This window comes from Microbacterium sp. PAMC21962, assembly GCF_019443465.1.
GTDB lineage: Bacteria > Actinomycetota > Actinomycetes > Actinomycetales > Microbacteriaceae > Microbacterium > Microbacterium hominis.
This window is the reverse complement of sequence record NZ_CP080381.1, coordinates 79,095-98,225: the sequence shown is the minus strand read 5'-3', so window position 1 is coordinate 98,225 and position 19,131 is coordinate 79,095. Positions and strand designations below refer to the sequence as shown.

At 71.2% G+C, this 19,131-nt stretch carries 17 protein-coding genes; 3 read left to right on the top strand and 14 right to left on the bottom strand.

Translation table 11 applies throughout. From position 1 onward, the window contains the following. Positions 1–462: 462 nt before the first annotated feature. Complete coding sequence (locus KY498_RS00445; RefSeq protein WP_191008753.1) at positions 463–1,755, top strand: CoA transferase; 1,293 nt, start codon at positions 463–465, stop codon at positions 1,753–1,755. 54 nt (positions 1,756–1,809) lie between these two features. Here the strand turns inward: KY498_RS00445 and KY498_RS00440 are convergent, their stop codons facing one another. The 6 genes from KY498_RS00440 to tyrS all read right to left on the bottom strand — a co-directional run bounded on the left by KY498_RS00440 (position 1,810) and on the right by tyrS (position 9,223). Beyond that, complete coding sequence (locus KY498_RS00440; protein WP_061782151.1) at positions 1,810–2,931, bottom strand: sugar-binding protein; 1,122 nt, start codon at positions 2,929–2,931, stop codon at positions 1,810–1,812. Positions 2,932–2,978: 47 nt separating this feature from the next. Beyond that, entirely contained in the window at positions 2,979–4,322 is a 1,344-nt protein-coding gene (mmsB, locus tag KY498_RS00435; protein ID WP_060959529.1) for a multiple monosaccharide ABC transporter permease, read from the bottom strand. Beyond that, a complete protein-coding gene (mmsA, locus tag KY498_RS00430) occupies positions 4,319–5,866 on the bottom strand; it encodes a multiple monosaccharide ABC transporter ATP-binding protein (RefSeq protein WP_061782150.1) in 1,548 nt (515 codons plus the stop codon). The genes mmsB and mmsA overlap by 4 nt, the downstream gene beginning before the upstream one ends. 132 nt (positions 5,867–5,998) lie before the next feature. Continuing rightward, on the bottom strand, positions 5,999–7,066 hold the full coding sequence (locus KY498_RS00425; RefSeq protein WP_191008754.1) for a LacI family DNA-binding transcriptional regulator: 1,068 nt from the start codon (positions 7,064–7,066) through the stop codon (positions 5,999–6,001). A 24-nt stretch (positions 7,067–7,090) separates the two neighbouring features. After that, on the bottom strand, positions 7,091–7,861 hold the full coding sequence (locus tag KY498_RS00420; RefSeq protein WP_191008755.1) for a DUF4184 family protein: 771 nt from the start codon (positions 7,859–7,861) through the stop codon (positions 7,091–7,093). Positions 7,862–7,891: 30 nt separating this feature from the next. Then, positions 7,892–9,223 (bottom strand): tyrosine--tRNA ligase, encoded by a 1,332-nt coding sequence (gene tyrS, locus KY498_RS00415; RefSeq protein ID WP_060959525.1) that lies wholly within the window; start codon positions 9,221–9,223, stop codon positions 7,892–7,894. Between the two features lie 83 nt (positions 9,224–9,306). On the opposite strand from tyrS, the gene KY498_RS00410 reads away from it, so the two are divergent. Beyond that, positions 9,307–9,900: a hypothetical protein gene (locus KY498_RS00410; RefSeq protein ID WP_060959524.1), complete on the top strand. Its 594-nt coding sequence runs from the start codon at positions 9,307–9,309 to the stop codon at positions 9,898–9,900. A gap of 1 nt (position 9,901) precedes the next feature. Here KY498_RS00410 and KY498_RS00405 read toward each other — a convergent pair whose 3' ends face one another. Both KY498_RS00405 and argH read right to left on the bottom strand, forming a co-directional pair. Continuing rightward, positions 9,902–10,552, bottom strand: a complete 651-nt coding sequence (locus tag KY498_RS00405) for a SatD family protein (RefSeq protein WP_191008756.1) — start codon at positions 10,550–10,552, stop codon at positions 9,902–9,904. 46 nt (positions 10,553–10,598) lie between these two features. Then, positions 10,599–12,035: an argininosuccinate lyase gene (gene argH / locus KY498_RS00400; RefSeq protein WP_101306545.1), complete on the bottom strand. Its 1,437-nt coding sequence runs from the start codon at positions 12,033–12,035 to the stop codon at positions 10,599–10,601. A gap of 205 nt (positions 12,036–12,240) precedes the next feature. Here argH and KY498_RS00395 point away from each other — a divergent pair, with 205 nt between their 5' ends. Then, positions 12,241–12,540 (top strand): hypothetical protein, encoded by a 300-nt coding sequence (locus KY498_RS00395; protein WP_191008757.1) that lies wholly within the window; start codon positions 12,241–12,243, stop codon positions 12,538–12,540. A 16-nt stretch (positions 12,541–12,556) separates the two neighbouring features. Here the strand turns inward: KY498_RS00395 and KY498_RS00390 are convergent, their stop codons facing one another. Genes KY498_RS00390 through argC form a run of 6 tightly spaced genes read right to left on the bottom strand, consistent with a single transcriptional unit; the run spans position 12,557 to position 18,994 of the window. Continuing rightward, positions 12,557–13,648 (bottom strand): DUF418 domain-containing protein, encoded by a 1,092-nt coding sequence (locus tag KY498_RS00390; RefSeq protein ID WP_191008758.1) that lies wholly within the window; start codon positions 13,646–13,648, stop codon positions 12,557–12,559. A gap of 28 nt (positions 13,649–13,676) precedes the next feature. Then, a complete protein-coding gene (argF, locus tag KY498_RS00385) occupies positions 13,677–14,600 on the bottom strand; it encodes an ornithine carbamoyltransferase (protein ID WP_191008759.1) in 924 nt (307 codons plus the stop codon). Continuing rightward, positions 14,597–15,853, bottom strand: a complete 1,257-nt coding sequence (locus KY498_RS00380) for an acetylornithine transaminase (protein WP_191009556.1) — start codon at positions 15,851–15,853, stop codon at positions 14,597–14,599. Before KY498_RS00380 ends, argF begins: the two co-directional genes overlap by 4 nt. A 32-nt stretch (positions 15,854–15,885) precedes the next feature. After that, a complete protein-coding gene (argB, locus tag KY498_RS00375) occupies positions 15,886–16,788 on the bottom strand; it encodes an acetylglutamate kinase (RefSeq protein WP_061782147.1) in 903 nt (300 codons plus the stop codon). After that, the gene (gene argJ, locus KY498_RS00370; protein WP_191008760.1) at positions 16,785–17,942 is read right to left on the bottom strand and encodes a bifunctional glutamate N-acetyltransferase/amino-acid acetyltransferase ArgJ; all 1,158 of its coding nucleotides are present in this window, start codon (positions 17,940–17,942) and stop codon (positions 16,785–16,787) included. The genes argB and argJ overlap by 4 nt, the downstream gene beginning before the upstream one ends. Beyond that, on the bottom strand, positions 17,939–18,994 hold the full coding sequence (argC, locus tag KY498_RS00365) for an N-acetyl-gamma-glutamyl-phosphate reductase (RefSeq protein WP_191008761.1): 1,056 nt from the start codon (positions 18,992–18,994) through the stop codon (positions 17,939–17,941). Before argC ends, argJ begins: the two co-directional genes overlap by 4 nt. Between the last annotated feature and the right edge of the window lie 137 nt (positions 18,995–19,131).

Genomic DNA, 19,131 nt, shown 5'->3' with positions numbered 1-19,131 from the left:
GAGACGAGGTTATTTGGCATTTGACAAGTGCACGCTGTTGAGTTCTCAAGGATCGGATGCTCCCGTGTTCCAGCCTCTCGGCTCTCTTCACGGGGCAACGTCACGTGTGCGACGAGCTCGGCACGGACACATCCCGAAGGAGGGTCCACGCAGGACTCGCTGCGGCGGCAGAGTCGCTCTCGCGTCTGCCGCACTCACTCCCACGATCCGTCTGCGACGATCTCGAGGAGGGAGGATTCCCATCCTAGACCAGAAGTCCTGTTCTCTCTACCGAGAGGTTTGGGATGGGGGTGGTTCTCCGCTTGAGGGGGCGAGGCCTTCCGGCCCTTCGCTCTTCCCTGTGGGGCGAACAAGTAATAACTTACGCGGCGTGCCGACATCGGGCAAATCTGGGCTGCATCTCGGGCGTGTCGCGCCCTCCGCGCCGCCGTCCTGCGGCGTCGCGGGTCGTAGGCTCCCCACATGGACACCCGTCCGCTCCACGCGCGTCTCCCCGTCGGCCGCCTCGCCCGCGCGGCCGTCCGCGCCGCGGGCGACGAAGCCGCCAGATGGGCGGGCGCGGCGCCGGTCGACCCGGATCCGGCTGCCGTGACGGTCGCGTACACGAGCGAGCGGTGGATGCGTCTGGACGACGCACCGATCACCGCGTTCGCCCCGCTGTCGGGCTTCTTCCGCACGCGGGACGGCTGGGTGCGCACGCACGCGAACTATCCCCACCACGCCCGCGCGCTGCGCTCCGCCCTCGGGATCGACGCCGCGGGCGCGGCCGAGGCCTCCGCCGCCGCGGATGATGCCGAGCGGGTGCGGGAGCGGCTGGCGACGCTCTCCACGGCGCACGCGGAGGCGTCGATCACGGCCGCGGGCGGGCTGTGCGTCGCCGTCGTCCCGGCGCAGCACGCCACCGACGAGCGCCTGCGCGCCTCCCCCGCGGTGTCGGTGACACGCATCGGGGCGGCGGCCCCGCGCTCCGGGCGCGCGTCGCCCGCCGATGCGCCGCTGCGCGGCATCCGCGTGCTGGATCTGACCCGCGTCATCGCCGGCCCGGTGGCGACGCGCACCCTGGCACTCCTGGGCGCCGACGTCCTCCGCGTCGACTCCCCCCGTCTGCCCGAGCCGGCCGCCCAGCACCTCGACACGGGCCACGGCAAGAGGAGCACCCTCCTCGACCTGGACCGTCCCGCCGATCGCGCGGTGTTCCGGCGCCTCGCCGCGGATGCCGACGCGATCGTGCTGGGCTATCGTCCGGCCGCGCTCACGCGCCTGGACCTGTCGCCCGACGCACTGGCCGCACTGCGGCCGGGTGTCGTGGTCGTACGGCTGAGCGCCTGGGGCGAGAGCGGAGGGCGGGGTTTCGACAGTCTCGTCCAGGCGGCATCGGGAATCTCGTGGATCGAGTCCACGACGGCCGACGTTCCCGGAGCCCTCCCGGCGCAGGCACTGGATCACACGGCGGGCTACCTGCTGGCCGCCCACACGATGGCGACGCTACGCCGCCGGCGCGAGGAGGGCGGGAGCTGGCTCGTCGAGACGTCGCTGCGGCGCATCGCCGCCGAGCTCCTGGGGATGCCGCGCGCACGACCGGGGGTGGACGATCTGGCCCCCGTCCCCGACCCCGATCGCCATCTGCAGCGCTTCACGGTGCGCGGCCGGAGCGTCGTGACGGCGGCTCCCGCGATCGCCTACGCGGGCGCTCCCCTGCGCTTCGCCGCGCCGCGGGAATGGGGCGGCGACGCTCCCGCCTGGCTGCCGCGCTGAACGGCGACGGCCCCCGCTCCGCAGAGCGAGGGCCGTCGTGAGAGGCAGGGTCGCTTACTGGGCGGCCTTGACGATCTCGAGGAGCTTCGGGCTGTTGGCGTAGGCCTCGGCCGCGTTCTCCTTGGTGACGATGACAGGCGGCAGCAGGTACGCCGGGACGACCTTGACACCGTTGTCGTACTGGGTGGTGTCGTTGACCTCCGGCGCCTCGCCCTTCTGGAGCGACTGGATCATCTTGATGGTCTGGGCGACCAGCAGCGAGGTGTCCTTGTTGATGGTCGAGTACTGCTCGCCCGCCATGATCGACTTGACCGACTCGGCCTCGGAGTCCTGACCGGTCACGGTGAACTGCGAGATGTTCTTGCCGGCCTGCTTCACCGAGGTGATGATGGCGCGCGCCAGCGTGTCGTTCGGCGACAGGACGCCGTCGATCGTCGCCGACGTGTAGTTGGCGGCGAGGAGCGAGTCCATCCGGCTCTGCGCGTTCTCGGCCTTCCAGCCCTGCGTGGCCGTCTGCTGGATGTCGGTCTGACCCGACACGACCTTGAGGGTGCCGTCGTCGATCTTCGGCTGCAGCACCTTCATGGCGCCGTTGAAGAAGACCGCCGAGTTGGCGTCGTCGGGCGAGCCGGAGAACAGCTCCACGTTCCACGGCGCACCGTGGCCCGAGCGCTTCTCGAGGCCGTCGAGCAGGGCCTGGCCCTGCAGCTCGCCGACCTTGAAGTTGTCGAACGCGACGTAGTAGTTCACGTTCGGCGTGTTCTCGATGAGGCGGTCGTAGGCGATCACCGTGACACCGGCATCCGCCGCCTGCTGCAGCTGCGTGCCGAGCTGCTTGCCGTCCTTGGCGCCGATGACGATGACCTTGGCGCCGTTGGTGATCATGGCCGAGATCTGGTTCTGCTGCTCGGCGACCGTGTTGGATGCCGGGGCGTACTGCACGTCCGCCTTGAAGCCGGCCGCCTTCAGACCGTCCTCGAACAGACCGCCGGCGAGCACCCAGTTCTCCGACGTCTTGTCGGGCAGGGCGATGCCGATCGTGGCGTCCGCGGCGAAGCCCGCCGCCGCGCCCGCCGATGCGGTCGCGTCGCCGCCGCGCCCGGAGCTCGAGCAGCCGGTGAGCGCGAGTGCCGTGACGGCGGCCACCGTGGCTGCCGCAAGAGCGATTCTCTTCATTGATTCATCACTTTCTCTGGTGAGGGTGAGGCGAGTCGGTCCCGGACCTACACCTTGGGGAGGTCGGCCGGCTGGCTCGACTCGTTCGTGCCCGACGTCGGTATGACGGCGGGGACGTCTGTGATCAGCTCGGTGCTCCGGTCGCGACGGCGCATGAGCAGACCGATGATGGACGGGCCGCCGCGACGCTTGCTGATGACGTCGACGGCGACGGCGAGCAGAAGGACGAGGCCCTTCGTGATCGACACCGAGTCGGCGCCGGCGCCGATGAGCTGGAGCCCGTTGTTGAGGAAGGCCATGACCAGGCCGCCGATGATCGAGCCGATCACCGTGCCGATGCCGCCCGACACCGCGGCGCCGCCGATGAAGACGGCCGCGATCGCGTCCAGCTCCCAGCCGTTGCCGTCCTGGGGGCCGGATGCCGTGGCGCGACCGACGTAGATCATCCCGGCGATCGCCGCGAGCACCGACATGTTCATCATCACGAAGAAGTCGACGCGACGGTCCTTCACGCCCGACAGCGCGGCCGCGAGGCGGTTGCCGCCGACGGCGTAGATGTGGCGGCCGAACACGGTGCGGTTGGTGACGAAGGAGTAGATGACCACGAGCACCAGCAGGATGACGCCCGAGATCGGGAAGCTCGTGCCGGGGCGGCCGGTCGCGAACAGCCACGCGGCCCAGAGGATCGCGGCGGAGAGGATGACCACCTTGACCACCGACACCCACACGGGGGCGGACTCGGCGCCGATCTTGGCCTGCTGGCGGCGCAGGCGCCACTCGTTGTAGACGATCCAGGCCACGCCGATGAGCCCCAGGAGCATCGTGAGCACGTTGAAGTCGACCGCGATGGGCAGCTCCGGGAGGTAGCCCGAGCCGATGTAGCTGTACTCCGGCGGCACGGGGGTCGTCGTCGACTGCCCGATCCACTGGTTGCCGCCGCGGAAGATGAGCATGCCGGCGAGGGTCACGATGAAGGCGGGCACGCCCACGTACGCCACCCAGAACCCCTGCCAGGCGCCGACGAGCGCGCCGACGACGAGGCCGATCGCGATGGCGAGCGGCCACGGGGTGTTCCACTCGTTCATCGACTTGGCGACGATGATCCCGACGAAGGCGGCGACCGAGCCGACCGACAGGTCGATGTGGCCCATGATGATGACCATCACCATGCCGATCGCGAGGATCAGGATGTAGGACTGCTGGCTGACGACGTTGATGAGGTTCTGCGGCGAGAGGGTCGTGCCGCCGGTCCAGATCTGGAAGATCAGGATGATGGCGATCAGCGACGCCAGGATGCCGAACTGTCGGAGGGAGGACGTGCTCCCCCCGAACATCTTCTTCAGGTCGGAGAAACCGCCTGAGCTCTTGGTGGGTACCGTCTCGGTGCTCATCGTTGTGCCTTCTGTCGTGCGGAGGTCATGCTGCGCATGAGGTTCTCGGGGGTTGCTTCGGCGACGGGCAGATCATCCGTGATCTGGCCCTCGAAGATCGTGTAGATGCGGTCGGAGATGCCGAGCAGCTCGGGCAGCTCGCTGGAGATGAGGATCACGCCCTTGCCCTGTGCGGCCAGCTGCTGGACGATCGTGTAGATCTCGTACTTGGCCCCGACGTCGATGCCGCGTGTCGGCTCGTCGAGGATGAGCAGCTCCGGGTCGGTGAACATCCACTTCGCCAGCACGACCTTCTGCTGGTTGCCGCCGGACAGCTTCGAGACGCCGACGTCGACGCTCGGGGTCTTGATCCTGAGCTTCTTGCGGTAGTCGTCGGCGATGTCGTTCTCGGCGTACGGGTCGATGACGCCGTTGCGCGCGATCTTGGACAGCTTCGCCGCGACGATGGAGCGCTTGATCGTGTCGAGGAGGTTCAGCCCGAGGACCTTCCGGTCCTCGCTCACGTAGGCCATGCCGTGATCGATCGCGGACTGCACGTCCTTGATCACGACCTCCTTGCCGTCGATGAGGATCTGGCCCGACTCGTACACGCCGTACGAGCGGCCGAACAGGCTCATCGCGAGCTCGGTGCGGCCGGCGCCCATGAGGCCCGCGATGCCGACGATCTCGCCGCGGCGGACGTGGAGGTTCGAGTGCTTGGCGACCAGCCGCTCGGGGATCTGCGGGTGGCGCACCGTCCAGTCGCGCACCTCGAAGAACACCTCGCCGATGTGGGGCGTGCGGTCGGGGAAGCGGCTCTCCAGCGAGCGCCCCACCATCCCGCGGATGATGCGGTCCTCGTCGACGGTGCCGGAGGCGACGTCCAGGGTCTCGATCGTGCGCCCGTCGCGGATGATGGTGATCGAGTCGGCGATCTGCTCGATCTCGTTGAGCTTGTGGCTGATGATGATCGAGGTGATGCCCTTCCCCTTGAGGGAGAGGATCAGATCCAGCAGGTGCTGGGAGTCGTCCTCGTTCAGGGCCGCCGTCGGCTCGTCCAGGATCAGGAGCTTGACGTCCTTGGCGAGGGCCTTCGCGATCTCGACGAGCTGCTGCTTGCCGACGCCGAGGTGCTTGATCTGCGTGTCGGGGTCGTCGCGCAAGCCGACGCGGGCGAGCAGGTCCACGGCGCGCAGCCGCGCCTGGGCCCAGTCGATGACGCCGCCGCGGCCGATCTCGTTGCCCAGGAAGATGTTCTCCGTGATCGACAGCTCGGGGATCAGCGCGAGCTCCTGATGGATGATCGCGATGCCGGCGTTCTCGCTGGCACGGATGTCGCGGAACTGCACGACCTCCCCGCGGTACCAGATGTCGCCGCTGTAGGTGCCGTAGGGGTAGACCCCCGAGAGCACCTTCATGAGCGTCGACTTGCCCGCGCCGTTCTCGCCGCAGATCGCGTGGACCTCGCCGGCCGCGACCGTGATCGAGACGTCGCTGAGGGCCTTCACCCCCGGGAACTCCTTCGTGATGGAGCGCATCTCCAGGATCGGCACTGCATCCGCCATCGTGCGCGACCTCCTCGTCGTCGGTTGTCGTTCTTCTTTGATCGAGCGTCAATGTGACCGTTCACATCGCTTGAACATCGTGCACCCTCCGAGCGACGTTGTCAATCGCCCGAATCCGCCGTTATCGAAGCGTCATCTTCGGGCGGAGATCGGCGCCGCGCACGACTCGCGGACGACGAGGGACGGCTCCAGATTCATGCCGTCAACGGCATCCACCGCGACGTCCGGCGCGCCGATCGCGCGCAGCAGCGCGATCATGGCGCGCTCCCCCAGCCCCGCGAACTGCTGGTGCACCGTCGTGAGCGGCGGCCACCCGTGGGCGGCGAGCGGGATGTCGTCGAAGCCCACGACGCTCACCTGACGCGGAACGTCGACGCCCACGTCGCGGAAGCCGTGGATCATGCCCAGCGCCATGGCGTCGTTCGCCGCGAAGACGGCGGTGAAGTCGAGCCGCCGCGACAGCTCCACGGCGGCGTGATAGCCGAAGTCCGCCGTCCAGTCGCCGAGGATGGGAGGTCGCGTCGGCAGATCGGCGTCGGAGAGCGCGTGCAGGTAGCCCTGCATCCGGCTCTCCGCCTCGATCCAGTCCTGAGGGCCGGCCAGATGCACGATCTCGGCATGGCCGAGGCCGATGAGGTGCTCGGTCGCGAGGCGGGCCCCCCGCACCTGGTCGTCGGCGAGCTCGGCGATCCCGCGCTCGGCGCTGTGCAGTCCGAGGTAGGGGATGTCCACGTCGAGCTCGGCGAGCACGTCGAACACCCGCACTTGCGGCGCGTGCACGATGATGCCCTCGACCGATTGGCGTCGCAGGTGCTCGACGGCGGCGGCGATGGTCTCCGGACGCGTGTCGCGCAGATAGGCGGAGTTCACCCAGTAGCCGCGTTCGCGGGCCGCATCCTCGAGCGCGGCGAGACTCGACGACGGGCCGTACTCCCCGCGCGAGCCCAGCACGACGCCCAGCGTCTGCGATCGGCTCGTGACGAGGGCGCGCGCGGCCTGGTTGGGCCGGTACTTCAGATCGGCCATCGCGTCGAGCACGCGCTGCTTGGTCTCCGGCCGGATCGAGGGGTGCCCGTTGAGCACTCTGGAGACGGTCTGGTACGACACGTCGGCGGCACGCGCGACGTCGCGGATGCTCGCGCTACGCGCCTTCTCCTCGCCAGCCGACACGGTGCCCTCGCCTTCGATGTGCACGTTCACATTACCGCGGTCGCGGGCTCGCCGTCACGCCGCACGGCGCCGGCGCACCGCGATGGCGATGCACAGGACGAGCGTCGCGGCGCCCCACACGGCGCACGCCGGCGGCAGCACCCGGTAGGCCAGGTGCTGCACGGTCCACGCGGACGTGAACGGACCGTGGACGACGACGCCGATCGCCCAGGCGCACACCAGGACGAGCGGCAGCGACAGCCACCACGACCAGCGGACGGCCGCGGGGATGCCGGTGGCCGGGGTGGACGGCGGACGACGGCGCAGCCACAGGAACGCGGCCACGGCCAGCACGATCAGACCGAACGCGCTCGAGCCGTACTGCAGCCACTTGAGGCCGAGCAGAGGCCCCCAGCGCTCGTCGAGGGCGGGGAACAGAGTCGTCCCCCATCGCCCCTCGTGCGTGAACGCGTCCCACGCGATGTGGGAGGCGACGCCCAGCAGCAGCGAGAGCGCGGCCAGCAGTGCCGAGGCCCACGCGGGCCGGCGGCTCCACCACGTGGGGATGCCGACACGGTCCCACTCCACCGGCAGCCGCGCGGCGAGCCAGGTCGGCGACAGCGCCCGGACGGCGGGACGCAGCAGGAGGTACCACAGCACGGTCAGTCCGGCGGCGATGAGGGTGGACACGGCGAGGTTCGTGTGCGTCAGCTGGTACGACACCGGCGTCCCGCGGACGAACAGCGGGAGGTCGGGCGTCATCGCCCCGATCGCGATCGCCGCGGGCAGCAGCGGCGTGCGCACGAACGGCAGCGCCACCACGGCGTGCGAGACGGTGAACGGCATGCGACTCCCGGCGTTCGGTGGCGAACCGGATCAGACCGCGGGCGCGACGAAGAGCCCGGCGAGGGTCTTCTTGCCGCGGCGCAGCACCGCGACTCCACCCGGCAGCGTGCCCGTGATCGCCGTGGACTCGTCGTCGATCTTGACCCCGTCGAGGCTGACCCCGCCCTGGGCGATGGAACGGCGCGCCTCGCTGAGGCTCGTGCACAGGCCCGTCTCCACGAGCGCCTGCACGACCGTCGTCCCGGCGGCGATGGCGGCGTGCGGCAGCTCCTCCAGCGCGGTGCGCAGCGTCGCCGCGTCGAGCGCGGACAGATCCCCCGCTCCGAACAGCGCCTCGGATGCCGCGATCACGGCGGCCGCGGCCTCCGGGCCGTGCACCGTCGTGGTCACCTCGAGGGCGAGACGCTTCTGCGCCGCGCGACGGAACGGCTCCGCCGCGACGAGCTCGGCGTACTGCTCGATCTCGGCGCGGGTGAGGAACGTGAAGATCTTGAGGCGCTCGACGACATCCGCATCGTCGGTGTTCAACCAGAACTGGTACATGCGGTACGGGCTGCACATCGCGGCATCCAGCCAGATGGCGTTGCCCTCGCTCTTGCCGAACTTCGTGCCGTCGCTGTTCGTGATCAGCGGGGTGCCGATCGCGTGCACGGAGGTGCCCTCGACGCGGTGGATGAGGTCGGCGCCGCTCGTGAGGTTGCCCCACTGGTCGGATCCGCCGGTCTGCAGCACGCACCCGTACTGGCGGTGCAGCTCGAGGTAGTCCATCCCCTGCAGGATCTGGTAGCTGAACTCGGTGTAGCTGATGCCGGCTTCGGAGTTCAGGCGGGCCGCGACGGCATCCTTCTTGAGCATCGTGCCGACGCGGTAGTGCTTGCCGATCTCGCGGAGGAAGTCGATCGCGCTCATCGGCGCGGTCCAGTCGAGGTTGTTCACCATGCGCGCGGCGTTGTCGCCCTCGAAGCTGAGGAACCGCTCGACCTGCGCGCGCAGCGCGGCGACCCACTCGGCGACCGTGTCCTTGGTGTTGAGGGTGCGCTCGGCGGTCGGGCGCGGGTCGCCGATCAGTCCGGTCGAGCCTCCGACGAGGCCCAGGGGGCGGTGCCCGGCGAGCTGCAGACGGCGCATGAGCAGCAGCTGCACGAGGTTGCCGAGGTGCAGGCTGGGCGCCGTCGGGTCGAAACCGCAGTAATACGTGATCGGCTCGCCGCCCAGCAGATCGCGCAGAGCGGTCTGGTCGGTGGACACGTGCACGAGTCCGCGCCAGACGATCTCGTCCCAGACGTTCTCGAACGACGGATCGTTGGCGGGGGCCAGTGCGCGCGCGGGCGCGGAGGCACTCACGAAGGCGGTTTCAGACACGCGACCCAGGCTATCAGCGCCGGATGCCGGGGCCCGGGCCCGCCGACGCCGCCGGGTCGGAGGCGCGTGCGAGACTGACGGGCATGGACCCGCAGACCGACGCGATCGTCACGACGATCGTCGTGATCGCCGTCTTCGCCGCACTCTGCGCCGCCCTCGTGCTCGTCACGCTCTCCCTCCGCCGCCCACGCGGCGCGATGCTGGCGGCCGCGGCGGCGATCGTGGCGGTGGCCCTGGTCGTCCTCAGCATCCTCCCGTTCACGGTCCCGGTCGTCTTCGGCGTGCTGCTGGCCCTTCCCGGCGTCGCGCTCGCGGTGGTCGGCGGCGACCCGTTCACCCGCTGGGTGCTGGGGATCGCGGACGGCGGACGCACCTCGGTGGGGCCGCGCGGCGGCATCCTCGTCGAGATGATGGCCGAGAGCGCGGGCGGCCCTCCGCGCGAGGAGGAGATCCTCCGCGGCGGCACGACGATCGGCTACCTCGAGCGCGCGTGCACCGCCCTCGGGATCGTGGCGGGCTTTCCCGGCGCGGTCGCGGTGGTCGTCGCGGTGAAGGGCGTCGGCCGCTTCACCGAGCTCGCGACCCCCGCCGCGCGCGAGCGGTTCATCGTCGGCACGCTGGCGAGCCTGCTCTGGGCGTGCGCCGTGGCCGGCGTCGTGTGGCTCGCGATCTGGTGACTCAGCTGCCCGGTTCGACGTCCGCGGCCTCGATCAGCTGGCGGAACCCCTCGATCAGCGCCGCGGCGCCCGCGGAGCCGAGGGCCTGCGAGACGGCCGACTGGGTGATCCCCTCGGTCGATGCGAGCTCGGCCTGCGTCGCTCCGCGCAGCCGGCCGTAGGTCAGGCGCCGGGCGCGCGCGGTCATCTCGCTGACGATGCGATCGCGGGCCAGGAGGTAGGCGTTCGCGACCCGGATGCCGGGGTCGGCGGCATCCGCGGCGGCGGCGATCCACGTGCGCGCGCCGGGGATCGTCCGCGCCTGCTTCGCGTGGATGACGTCGATCGCCTCCCGCGCCGCCCACCAGCCGGGGCCTTCGGCGAGCGCGCCGACGCGGGAGGGGACCTCGCCGAGCGCGCCGACGCCGATGCCGAACCGGCAGTCGATGCCGTCCGGCAGGGCCAGCCGGAGCATGAGCAGGGCGGACATCGCGGCCTCCAACGACGGATAGACGCCCTGCAGCTCGTCGCCGACCGTGGGACGCAGGGCGCGCTCGGCGAGCGGGAGATCCTCCTCGACCCGCGCCACGGCGTCTTCGAGCGCGCGTTGCGCACCCGCCCGATCGGGGAGGGTGCGCGATCCGACGATGTCGGCGATGACGGCGACGCTCATGCGACCAGCATATAGCTGATATTCCTGAATTATCAGGCTCTGGCTGTTATTTCGGATCGATCAGCGTATGCGCCGCGCTCTGCGCCCGCGCCACGAGCTCGGCGCGCTGCTCCGCCACCCGCACCCCGGCGGTGCCGCCGGCCCCCGTCCGGCTGGAGACCGACCCTTCGATCGAGAGCACCTGCCGCACCGCCGGTGTCAGCTGCGGCGACACCTCGGCGAGGAGCGCGTCGTCGGCATCCTCGAGGCCGATGCCCCGGTCTTCGCACGCCCGCACGAGGGCGCCGGAGATCTCGTGGGCGTCGCGGAACGGCACGCCCTGCTTCACGAGCCACTCCGCGACATCCGTGGCGAGGGAGAAGCCGGCCGGCGCAAGCGCCGCCATCCGCTCCGTGTCGAAGCGCAGCGTGGCGATCATCCCGGCGAAGGCGGGGAGCACGGTCTCCAGCGTGAGCACCGAATCGAAGACGGGCTCCTTGTCCTCCTGCAGATCGCGGTTGTAGGCCAGCGGCAGCGCCTTCAGCGTCGCGAGCAGTCCGGACAGGTTGCCGATGAGCCGGCCCGCTTTGCCGCGCGCGAGCTCGGCGATGTCGGGGTTCTTCTTCTGCGGCATGATGCTCGAGCCCGTGGAGTAGCCGTCGTCGAGGGTGACGAAACCGAACTCGCGGGTGTTCCAGATGATAACGTCCTCGGCGAAACGCGAGATGTCGACCGCGATCATCGCGGCGATGAAGGCGAACTCGGCGACGACGTCGCGCGCGCTCGTGCCGTCGAGGGAGTTCTCGGCGGGCCGGTCGAGCCCCAGCCGATCGGCCACCAGCTGCGGGTCGAGACCGAGCGTCGCGCCGGCGAGCGCTCCCCCGCCGTAGGGCGAGACGGCGGCACGCGCCGACCAGTCGCGCAGGCGCTCGAGGTCGCGCACGAGCGGCCAGCCGTGGGCCTGCAGGTGGTGCGCGAGCAGGATCGGCTGCGCGTGCTGCAGGTGCGTGCGACCGGGCATGATCGCGTCGGGGTGCGCGTCCGCCTGCGCGACGATCGCGTCGATCACGCGCAGCAGATCGCGGGCGATGACGCGCGCGTGGTCGAGCAGATAGAGCCGCACCAGCGTCGCGATCTGGTCGTTGCGGCTGCGACCGGCGCGCAGCTTGCCGCCGAGCGCGGGGCCGATCTCCGCGATGAGCGCGGCCTCGAGGGCGCCGTGGACGTCCTCGTCGCCGGGCTGCGCGACCAGGGTGCCGTCCTGCACGGCGGCGGCGAGGGCGTCGAGACCGGCGTGCATGCGGGCCTCCTCGTCGCCCGTCAGGTAGCCCGCCGCGGCGAGCGCAGCGGCGTGCGCGTGCGAGCCGGCGAGGTCGTAGGGCGCGAGCACCCAGTCGAAGTGGGTCGAGCGGCTGAGCGCCGCCAGCTCCGGCGAGGGTCCGGAGGCGAAGCGCGCCCCCCAGAGGGCGCCGTCGTTCGTGCCGTGCGGTGTCGTTTCGCTCACCGCACCAGCCTACCGAGCGCCGCGTCGCCGCCCGCCGCACCTCTTCATCCGTCCCGTGTGGTCGCGTCCCGGCATCCGAGACGACCACACGGGACGGATGAGCGAGCGGCGCCGCCTCCTCCCCCGCGCCAGTGCGGCGGATGGCGTCCACGGAGGAGGAAGGAGAGGGAGGGCGCGGGGGGGGTGGGCGGGCACGCTCGCAGGCATGAGCCGCGAGCCGTCGCCGTTGCCGCAGACCCTGCCGGACGCCTTCGCGGTGCGCGCCGCCCGGGATGCCGGGGTCACGGTGCGGCGCCTGCGCACGGGATCTGGACGCTCCGTTCCGCGGCGTGCGGATGCGCCGCTCCGCGGAGGATCGCGACGCCGACGATGCGTCGCCGACGGCGCACGAGAGCAGCCGGATGCGGCGGAAGATCCTGCGTACGCGCGCATCCGCGACGCCCTGCGGCGCGGAGCGGGTTCGTCCGACCCGAGTGGTCGTGTCGCGGCATCCGAAGCGACGTGAGGGGACGGATGAACGCTCAGGCGGGGACCGCGAGACGCGTCGCCAGCGCGAGGGCGCGCTCCAGCGGGCCGCGGCCGAGCAGCAGCGCCCACGCGGTGCAGAACACGACGGTGACGACGACGAACGGCCAGAACGGCTGGAGGGCACGGAAACCCGAGAGGTCCCCGACATCGCCGAGCGCAAGGGATGCCCACGCCGCCCAGACGAGGATCTGCCCCACGTATGCCGTCAGGGGCATCGAGCCGACCGCACGGATCGGCAGCAGAACGGACGACGCGACCGGCAGACGGCAGACGAGCAGGCAGAGCCCGATCACGGCGAGCGCGAAGCCGCCCGACCCGACGGCTTCGAGGAGCCCTCCGGAGTGCGCCGCGTCGGAGAGCACGAGCCCGAGGTACGAATCGGGCGGGAACGACGTCACGGCGGATGCCGCGCCCGCCGCGACCGCGCAGCAGACCCCGACCGCGACGAGGGCCACGACCGTGCGGGTGGCGCGCAGGTCGGACCGCGCCGCCGCGATGCCCGCGATCATGAACGCGGCCCAGAGCGGGAACGGGTAGTGCCAGCCGAGCAGCAGCACGAGGTCGCCGCCGACCGGACCGGCCGCGGCCAGCGCGCCGTCGAGCACCGGCAGCAGCCACGGCGCGACCAGCGCGATGGCGGCCGCGATCGTCCACAGCGTCCGCGCCGACAGGCCCACCAGCGGCAGCGCCAGCAGGAACAGGATGCCGTAGGCCTGCAGGATCACGTAGACGGGGACCCCGGTCGCGTTCAGGAGCATGCCGATGGCCCAGATGATCGCGGCGCGCACCGCGAGGCGGCGCCGTGCCACCGAGAGCGCGGCACCGGATGCCGGACGCGTGCCGGCCGTGCCCGGGGTCGCCGTCATCAAGGCGATCGAGATGCCCGCGACGGTCGCGAACAGGATCGACGAGCGCCCGTTGACGACATCGACCCACGTCGACGGCTGCCAGGGGTCGAACGCGTCGATGACCAGCAGATGGGCGGCGAACATGCCGAGCACCGCCAGGCCGCGCGCGAGATCGACTCCCGCCAGGCGCCCGGACCCGCCCAGGCGGCGGTCCCGGTGCGCGGGGGCGGTCGTCATCGTCTCGGGTCTTCGCCGCGCGCCCCGGTCACTGCTGACGCAGCAGCCAGACCAGCAGGGCCTTCTGGGCGTGCAGGCGGTTCTCGGCCTCGTCCCAGACGACGCTCTGTGGGCCGTCGATCACGTCGGCATCCACCTCGTAGCCGCGATCTGCGGGCAGGCAGTGGATGAAGATCGCCGCGGGATCGGCCAGCGACATCGTGTGCTGCGTCACCTTGTAGCCGCCGAGGTCGTGGACGCGCTGGATCTTCTCCTCCTCCTTGCCCATCGACACCCAGGTGTCGGTGACGACGACGTCCGCTCCCGCGGCCGCGGCCTCGGGGTCGGTGAAGAGGGTGACCGAGCCGCCGGTGGTCGCCGCGATGCGGTCGGCGTCGGCGACGACATCGGCACGCGGGGCGTAGGCGGCGGGCGAGGCGACGCGCACGTGCATCCCCGCCGTCACGCCCGCCAGCACGTAGGAGTGGCCCATGTTGGAGGTGCCGTCACCGAAGAACGTGAGCGTCAGCCCCTTCAGCTCGCCCTTGTGCTCGCGGATCGTCAGCAGGTCGGCGAGCAGCTGACAGGGGTGGAAGTCGTCGCTGAGCGCGTTGATGACCGGCACGGTGGTGCCGCGCGCCATCTCCTCGAGCCCCGCCTGCGCGTAGGTGCGCCAGACGATCGCGGCGACCTGCCGCTCCAGCACGCGCGCGGTGTCGGAGGGGGTCTCCTTGCCGCCGAGCTGGCTGTTCGCCGTCGAGATCACCAGCGGCGAGCCGCCGAGGTCGGCGATGCCGACCGCGAACGAGACGCGCGTGCGGGTGGAGCTTTTGTCGAAGATGACCGCGACGGTCTGCGGCCCCTCGAGGGGCTTCAGCTTCCAGCGGTCCTTCTTGAGCGAGACCGCGAGGTCGAGGATCTCGGCCTGCTCGGCCGGGCTGAGGTCGTCGTCGCGGAGCAGATGGCGGGTCATGCGGAGGCCTCCGGGGTCGAGGTGGGGGTTTCGGTGTCGTCGAGCACGAGAGCGTCGGCGACGGTGCTGAGGGCGCGCGCGAAGAGGTCGACGAACTCGTCGATCTCCACGTCGCCGATGGTGAGAGCCGGCGCGATGCGCACGGTGCTGTCGTTGGCGGCGTTGACGATGAGCCCGTGCTGCTGGGCGGCCGCGACGACGGCGCCGGCGACGGGGTGGCGCAGGGCCACGCCCAGCAGCAGTCCGCGTCCGCGGCATCCGTCGATCAGCGGCGAGGCGAGGGACTCGATCGCCGCGCGCAGCTGCACGCCGCGGACGGCCGCGTTCTCGACCAGGCCCGCACGCTCGATCTCGCCGAGCACGGCGAGCGACGTCGCGGTCGCGAGCGGATTGCCCCCGAAGGTCGAGCCGTGCGTGCCCGGGTAGAAGAGGTCGCTCGCCGCGCCGAACGTGATGAGCGCACCGATCGGGAAGCCGCCGCCGATGCCCTTGGCGACGGTGATGGCGTCGGGGACGATCCCCTCGTGCTGGAACGCGAACCAGGCTCCGGTGCGTCCGGCACCGGTCTGGATCTCGTCGATGATCAGCAGCGCACCGTGTCGCGCCGTGATCTCCCGCGCCGCCGCGAGGTAGCCCTCCGGCAGCGGGACGACCCCGGCCTCGCCCTTGATGGGCTCGACGAACAGCGCGGCGACGTCGTCGCCCATCGCGGCCTCGAGGGCCTCCACCGTGGAGTCGAGGAACTCGACGCCGGGGACCATCGGCAGGAACGGCGCCTGCATGTAGGGCTTGCCGGTGAGGGCGAGGGTGCCCATCGTGCGGCCGTGGAAGGCGTCCTTCAGCGCGAGGATGCGGGGGCGCGGCGCGCGCGCACCGTCCGCCGCCCCGCCCGCCGCTCCGTGGAGGCGCGCGAGCTTGAAGGCCGCCTCGTTCGCCTCGGCTCCCGAGTTGGCGAAGTAGACGCGTCCGGCGGCGCCCGCGCCGGTGAGGCGCTTGAGCTCGGCGGCGAGCGCCAGCTGCGGCGGCGTCGCGAAGAAGTTCGACACGTGCGAGAGGGTCGCGGCCTGGCGCGCGACGGCATCCACGAAGACGGGGTGGGCGTGACCGAGCGAGGTCACGGCGATGCCGCCGAGGAAGTCGAGGTAGCGGCGGCCGTCGGCGTCCCACAGCGACGAGCCCTCACCGCGGACGAAGAGGGCCATCCGGTCGCCGGCGTTGCGGACGAGATCGCGCCCGGCATCCTCCTGCCACATCGTCGCTGCCGTCGTCTGCTCCTGCACGCCGCTCACTGCGCCACCACCTCTGTTCCGATTCCCTGTTCCGTGAAGATCTCCACCAGCACCGAATGGGGCTGGCGTCCGTCGATGATCGCCGCCGTGTCGACGCCGCCGTCGACCGCGTCGAGGCACGCCTGCATCTTCGGGATCATCCCCGACTCCAGGCGCGGCAGCATCGCGCGCAGCTCGTCGGCCGTCAGATGCGAGACGAGCGAGTCGCGATTCGGCCAGTCGGCGTAGAGTCCCGCCACGTCGGTCAGCACGACCAGTTTCGCGGCACCGAGCGCGACGGCGAGGGCGGCGGCCGCGGCATCCGCGTTGACGTTGAGCGACTGCCCGGGGTGGTCGAGATCCGGCGCGATCGAGGACACCACGGGGATGCGGCCGGCGGCGAGCTGGTCGAGCACCGGCTGCGGGTCGACGCGCACGACGTCGCCGACCGCGCCGAGGTCGTGCTCGGTGCCGTCGATCACGACACCGCGGCGGCGGCCGTGGAACAGTCCGGCATCCTCGCCCGAGAGCCCCGCCGCGAACGGACCGTAGGCGTTGATGCGCGCCACCAGCTGCGGGTTCACCTGCCCGGTGAGCACCATCCGCACGACGCTCATCGCCTCGGTGGAGGTGACCCGGTACCCGCCCTTGAACTCGCTCGGGATCGCGAGGCGGTCGAGCATCTGCGAGATCTGCGGACCGCCGCCGTGCACGACGACGGGCTTCACGCCCACGAAACGGAGGTAGGCGATGTCCTGCGCGAACGCGTCCTGCAGCTCCTCGGAGACCATGGCGTTGCCGCCGTACTTGATGACGATGATCTGGTCGCGGAAGCGCTGCAGCCAGGGCAGCGACTCGATGAGGACGGCGGCCTTCTCGGCGGCCTCCTCGGGCGTCGTGTGCTGGATCTTCTCGGTCATGAGCTGTACGCGCTGTTCTCGTGGACGTAGTCGTGCGTCAGGTCGTTGGTGAAGATGGTCGCCGCAGCCTCTCCCGCTTTGAGGTCGATGAGCACGTCCGTCGCGCGCGGGGTGAGGTCGACCTCCTCGCGCGGGCGGTCGGGGGCACCCGCGCTGCACAGCCGCACGCCGTTGAAGCTCACGTCGACCAGGTAGGGGTCGAAGGCCGCCTGCGTCGTGCCGATCGCGGCGAGGACCCGGCCCCAGTTGGGGTCGTTTCCGAAGATCGCGGCCTTGAAGAGGTTGTTGCGGGCGACCGAGCGGCCGACCTCGACGGCGTCGTCCTCGGATGCCGCGCCCACGACCCGGATCGTGATGTCGTGGCTCGCGCCCTCGGCGTCCGCCTGCAGCTGGACCGCGAGGCTCGTGCAGACCTCGATGAGCGCCGCGCGGAAGGCGGCGGCATCGGGCGTCACGCCGCTGGCGCCGCTGGCCAGGAGGGTGACCTGGTCGTTGGTGGACATGCAGCCGTCCGAGTCGAGTCGGTCGAAGCTCACGCGCGTCGCCGCACGCAGGTGCGCGTCGGCGTCGGCGGCGGCGAGCACCGCATCGGTCGTGAGGACGACGAGCATCGTCGCCAGGCCCGGGGCGAGCATGCCCGCGCCCTTCGCCATGGCGCCGATGCTCCACCCGTCCCCCTCGAACACGCTGGTCTTGGGCACGGTGTCGGTGGTCATGATCGCGCGCGCCGCGTCGTCGCCGCCGTCGCCCGACAGCGCCGCGATCGCCGCCTCGGTGCCGGCGAGCACCTTCGCGCGGAAGACCTCGTCGCCGGTGCCGATCAGCCCGGTGGAGCAGACGAGCACATCGCCGGGGCTCACGTCCAGCAGCTCTGCGGCCTTCTCGGCCGTCTGGTGCGTCGTCTGGAAGCCGAACGCGCCGGTGAAGCAGTTGGCGCCGCCGGAGTTCAGCACGACGGCCTCGACCGTCGCGTCCTGGATGGCCTGCTGCGACCACAGGATCGGGTTCGCCTTGGCGCGGTTGCTCGTGAACACGGCGGCACCGACCTTGAGCGGGCCGCGGTTGACGACGACGGCGACGTCGGGCTTGCCGGTCGATTTGAGGCCGGCGACGACGCCGGCGGCGGCGAATCCTGCGGGGGCGGTGACGCTCACGGTGCCACTCCGTTCACGGTCAGGCCCGTGGCCTCGGGAAGGCCGAGGGCGATGTTCATCGACTGGATGGCGGCACCCGCGGTGCCCTTGACGAGGTTGTCGACCGCTGTCACGACGACGACGCGGCCGGCGGGGCGGTCGATCGCGAGTCCGACGAGCGCCGTGTTGGCGCCGAGGACGTCCGCCGTCCGGGGGAACTGTCCCTCGGGAAGGAGCTGCACGAACGTCTCCGACCCGTAGGCGTCCTCCCACGCGGCGCGGATCTCGGCATCCGTCACCCCGTCGACGATCGGCGCCGTGGAGGTCGCCAGGATGCCGCGGGCCATCGGCACCAGCACCGGGGTGAACGAGATGCGCACGTCGGCGGCGGCGGGCGCCGCAGCGGTGAGCGCCTGCTGGATCTCCGGAATGTGGCGGTGCGTGCCGCCGACGGCATACGGGTTGGCGGAGCCGAGGATCTCGGACGCGAGCAGGGTGGTCTTCAGGCTCTTGCCGGCCCCGGACGGGCCGACGGCGAGGACGCTGACGATGTCCGACGGGTCGATGACGCCCGCGGCGACACCGGGGGCGAGGCTGAGGGCGACGGTCGAGGCGTTGCAGCCGGGGGCCGCGATGCGCGAGGCGCCGACGAGAGCGTCGCGCTGCTTGGCGCCGCCGGGCCCGACGAGGAGCTCGGGCACGCCGTAGGTCCACGGCTCGTGGAAGGCGCCGCCGTAGAACGCGTCCCAGGCCGCCGGGGAGGTCAACCGGTGGTCGGCGCCGGCATCGATCACGAGGGGCGTGTCGGCGAGCGCGTCGGTGTACTGGCCGGACTGGCCGTGCGGGAGCGCGAGGAAGACGACGTCATGGCCGGCGAGCACGTCGGGCGTGGTCGGCTGGAGCGTCAGGTGTGCGAGGGAGCGCAGGTGCGGCTGGTGTTGGACGAGCGCGTCGCCCGCGTTGCTGTGCGCGGTGACGGTCGTGATGCGGATGTCGGGATGAGCGGCGAGCAGGCGCAGGATCTCGCCGCCCGCATAGCCGGAAGCGCCGGAGACGGCGACCGAAAGGGTCATTGTTCAACCTTATTGTGACTGTGGTCTGCAGACGGTGGGCTCGAAACGGCGACACCGGCGGCTCGACCCGTCACGGCGACAGGGAGCTCGCGGGGTCGCCTAGAGTCGGCGGCCGGCCTGGCGTCGGCGCGCGCGTC

What these genes read in the sequence shown, in the direction of transcription:
- KY498_RS00445 (WP_191008753.1), top strand. Translation starts at nt 463, where the DNA reads ATGGACACCCGTCCGCTCCACGCGCGTCTCCCCGTCGGCCGCCTCGCC.
- KY498_RS00440 (WP_061782151.1), bottom strand. Translation starts at nt 2,931, where the DNA reads ATGAAGAGAATCGCTCTTGCGGCAGCCACGGTGGCCGCCGTCACGGCA.
- mmsB (WP_060959529.1), bottom strand. Translation starts at nt 4,322, where the DNA reads ATGAGCACCGAGACGGTACCCACCAAGAGCTCAGGCGGTTTCTCCGAC.
- mmsA (WP_061782150.1), bottom strand. Translation starts at nt 5,866, where the DNA reads ATGGCGGATGCAGTGCCGATCCTGGAGATGCGCTCCATCACGAAGGAG.
- KY498_RS00420 (WP_191008755.1), bottom strand. Translation starts at nt 7,861, where the DNA reads ATGCCGTTCACCGTCTCGCACGCCGTGGTGGCGCTGCCGTTCGTGCGC.
- KY498_RS00410 (WP_060959524.1), top strand. Translation starts at nt 9,307, where the DNA reads ATGGACCCGCAGACCGACGCGATCGTCACGACGATCGTCGTGATCGCC.
- KY498_RS00405 (WP_191008756.1), bottom strand. Translation starts at nt 10,552, where the DNA reads ATGAGCGTCGCCGTCATCGCCGACATCGTCGGATCGCGCACCCTCCCC.
- KY498_RS00395 (WP_191008757.1), top strand. Translation starts at nt 12,241, where the DNA reads ATGAGCCGCGAGCCGTCGCCGTTGCCGCAGACCCTGCCGGACGCCTTC.
- KY498_RS00390 (WP_191008758.1), bottom strand. Translation starts at nt 13,648, where the DNA reads ATGACGACCGCCCCCGCGCACCGGGACCGCCGCCTGGGCGGGTCCGGG.
- argF (WP_191008759.1), bottom strand. Translation starts at nt 14,600, where the DNA reads ATGACCCGCCATCTGCTCCGCGACGACGACCTCAGCCCGGCCGAGCAG.
- KY498_RS00380 (WP_191009556.1), bottom strand. Translation starts at nt 15,853, where the DNA reads ATGTGGCAGGAGGATGCCGGGCGCGATCTCGTCCGCAACGCCGGCGAC.
- argB (WP_061782147.1), bottom strand. Translation starts at nt 16,788, where the DNA reads ATGACCGAGAAGATCCAGCACACGACGCCCGAGGAGGCCGCCGAGAAG.
- argC (WP_191008761.1), bottom strand. Translation starts at nt 18,994, where the DNA reads ATGACCCTTTCGGTCGCCGTCTCCGGCGCTTCCGGCTATGCGGGCGGC.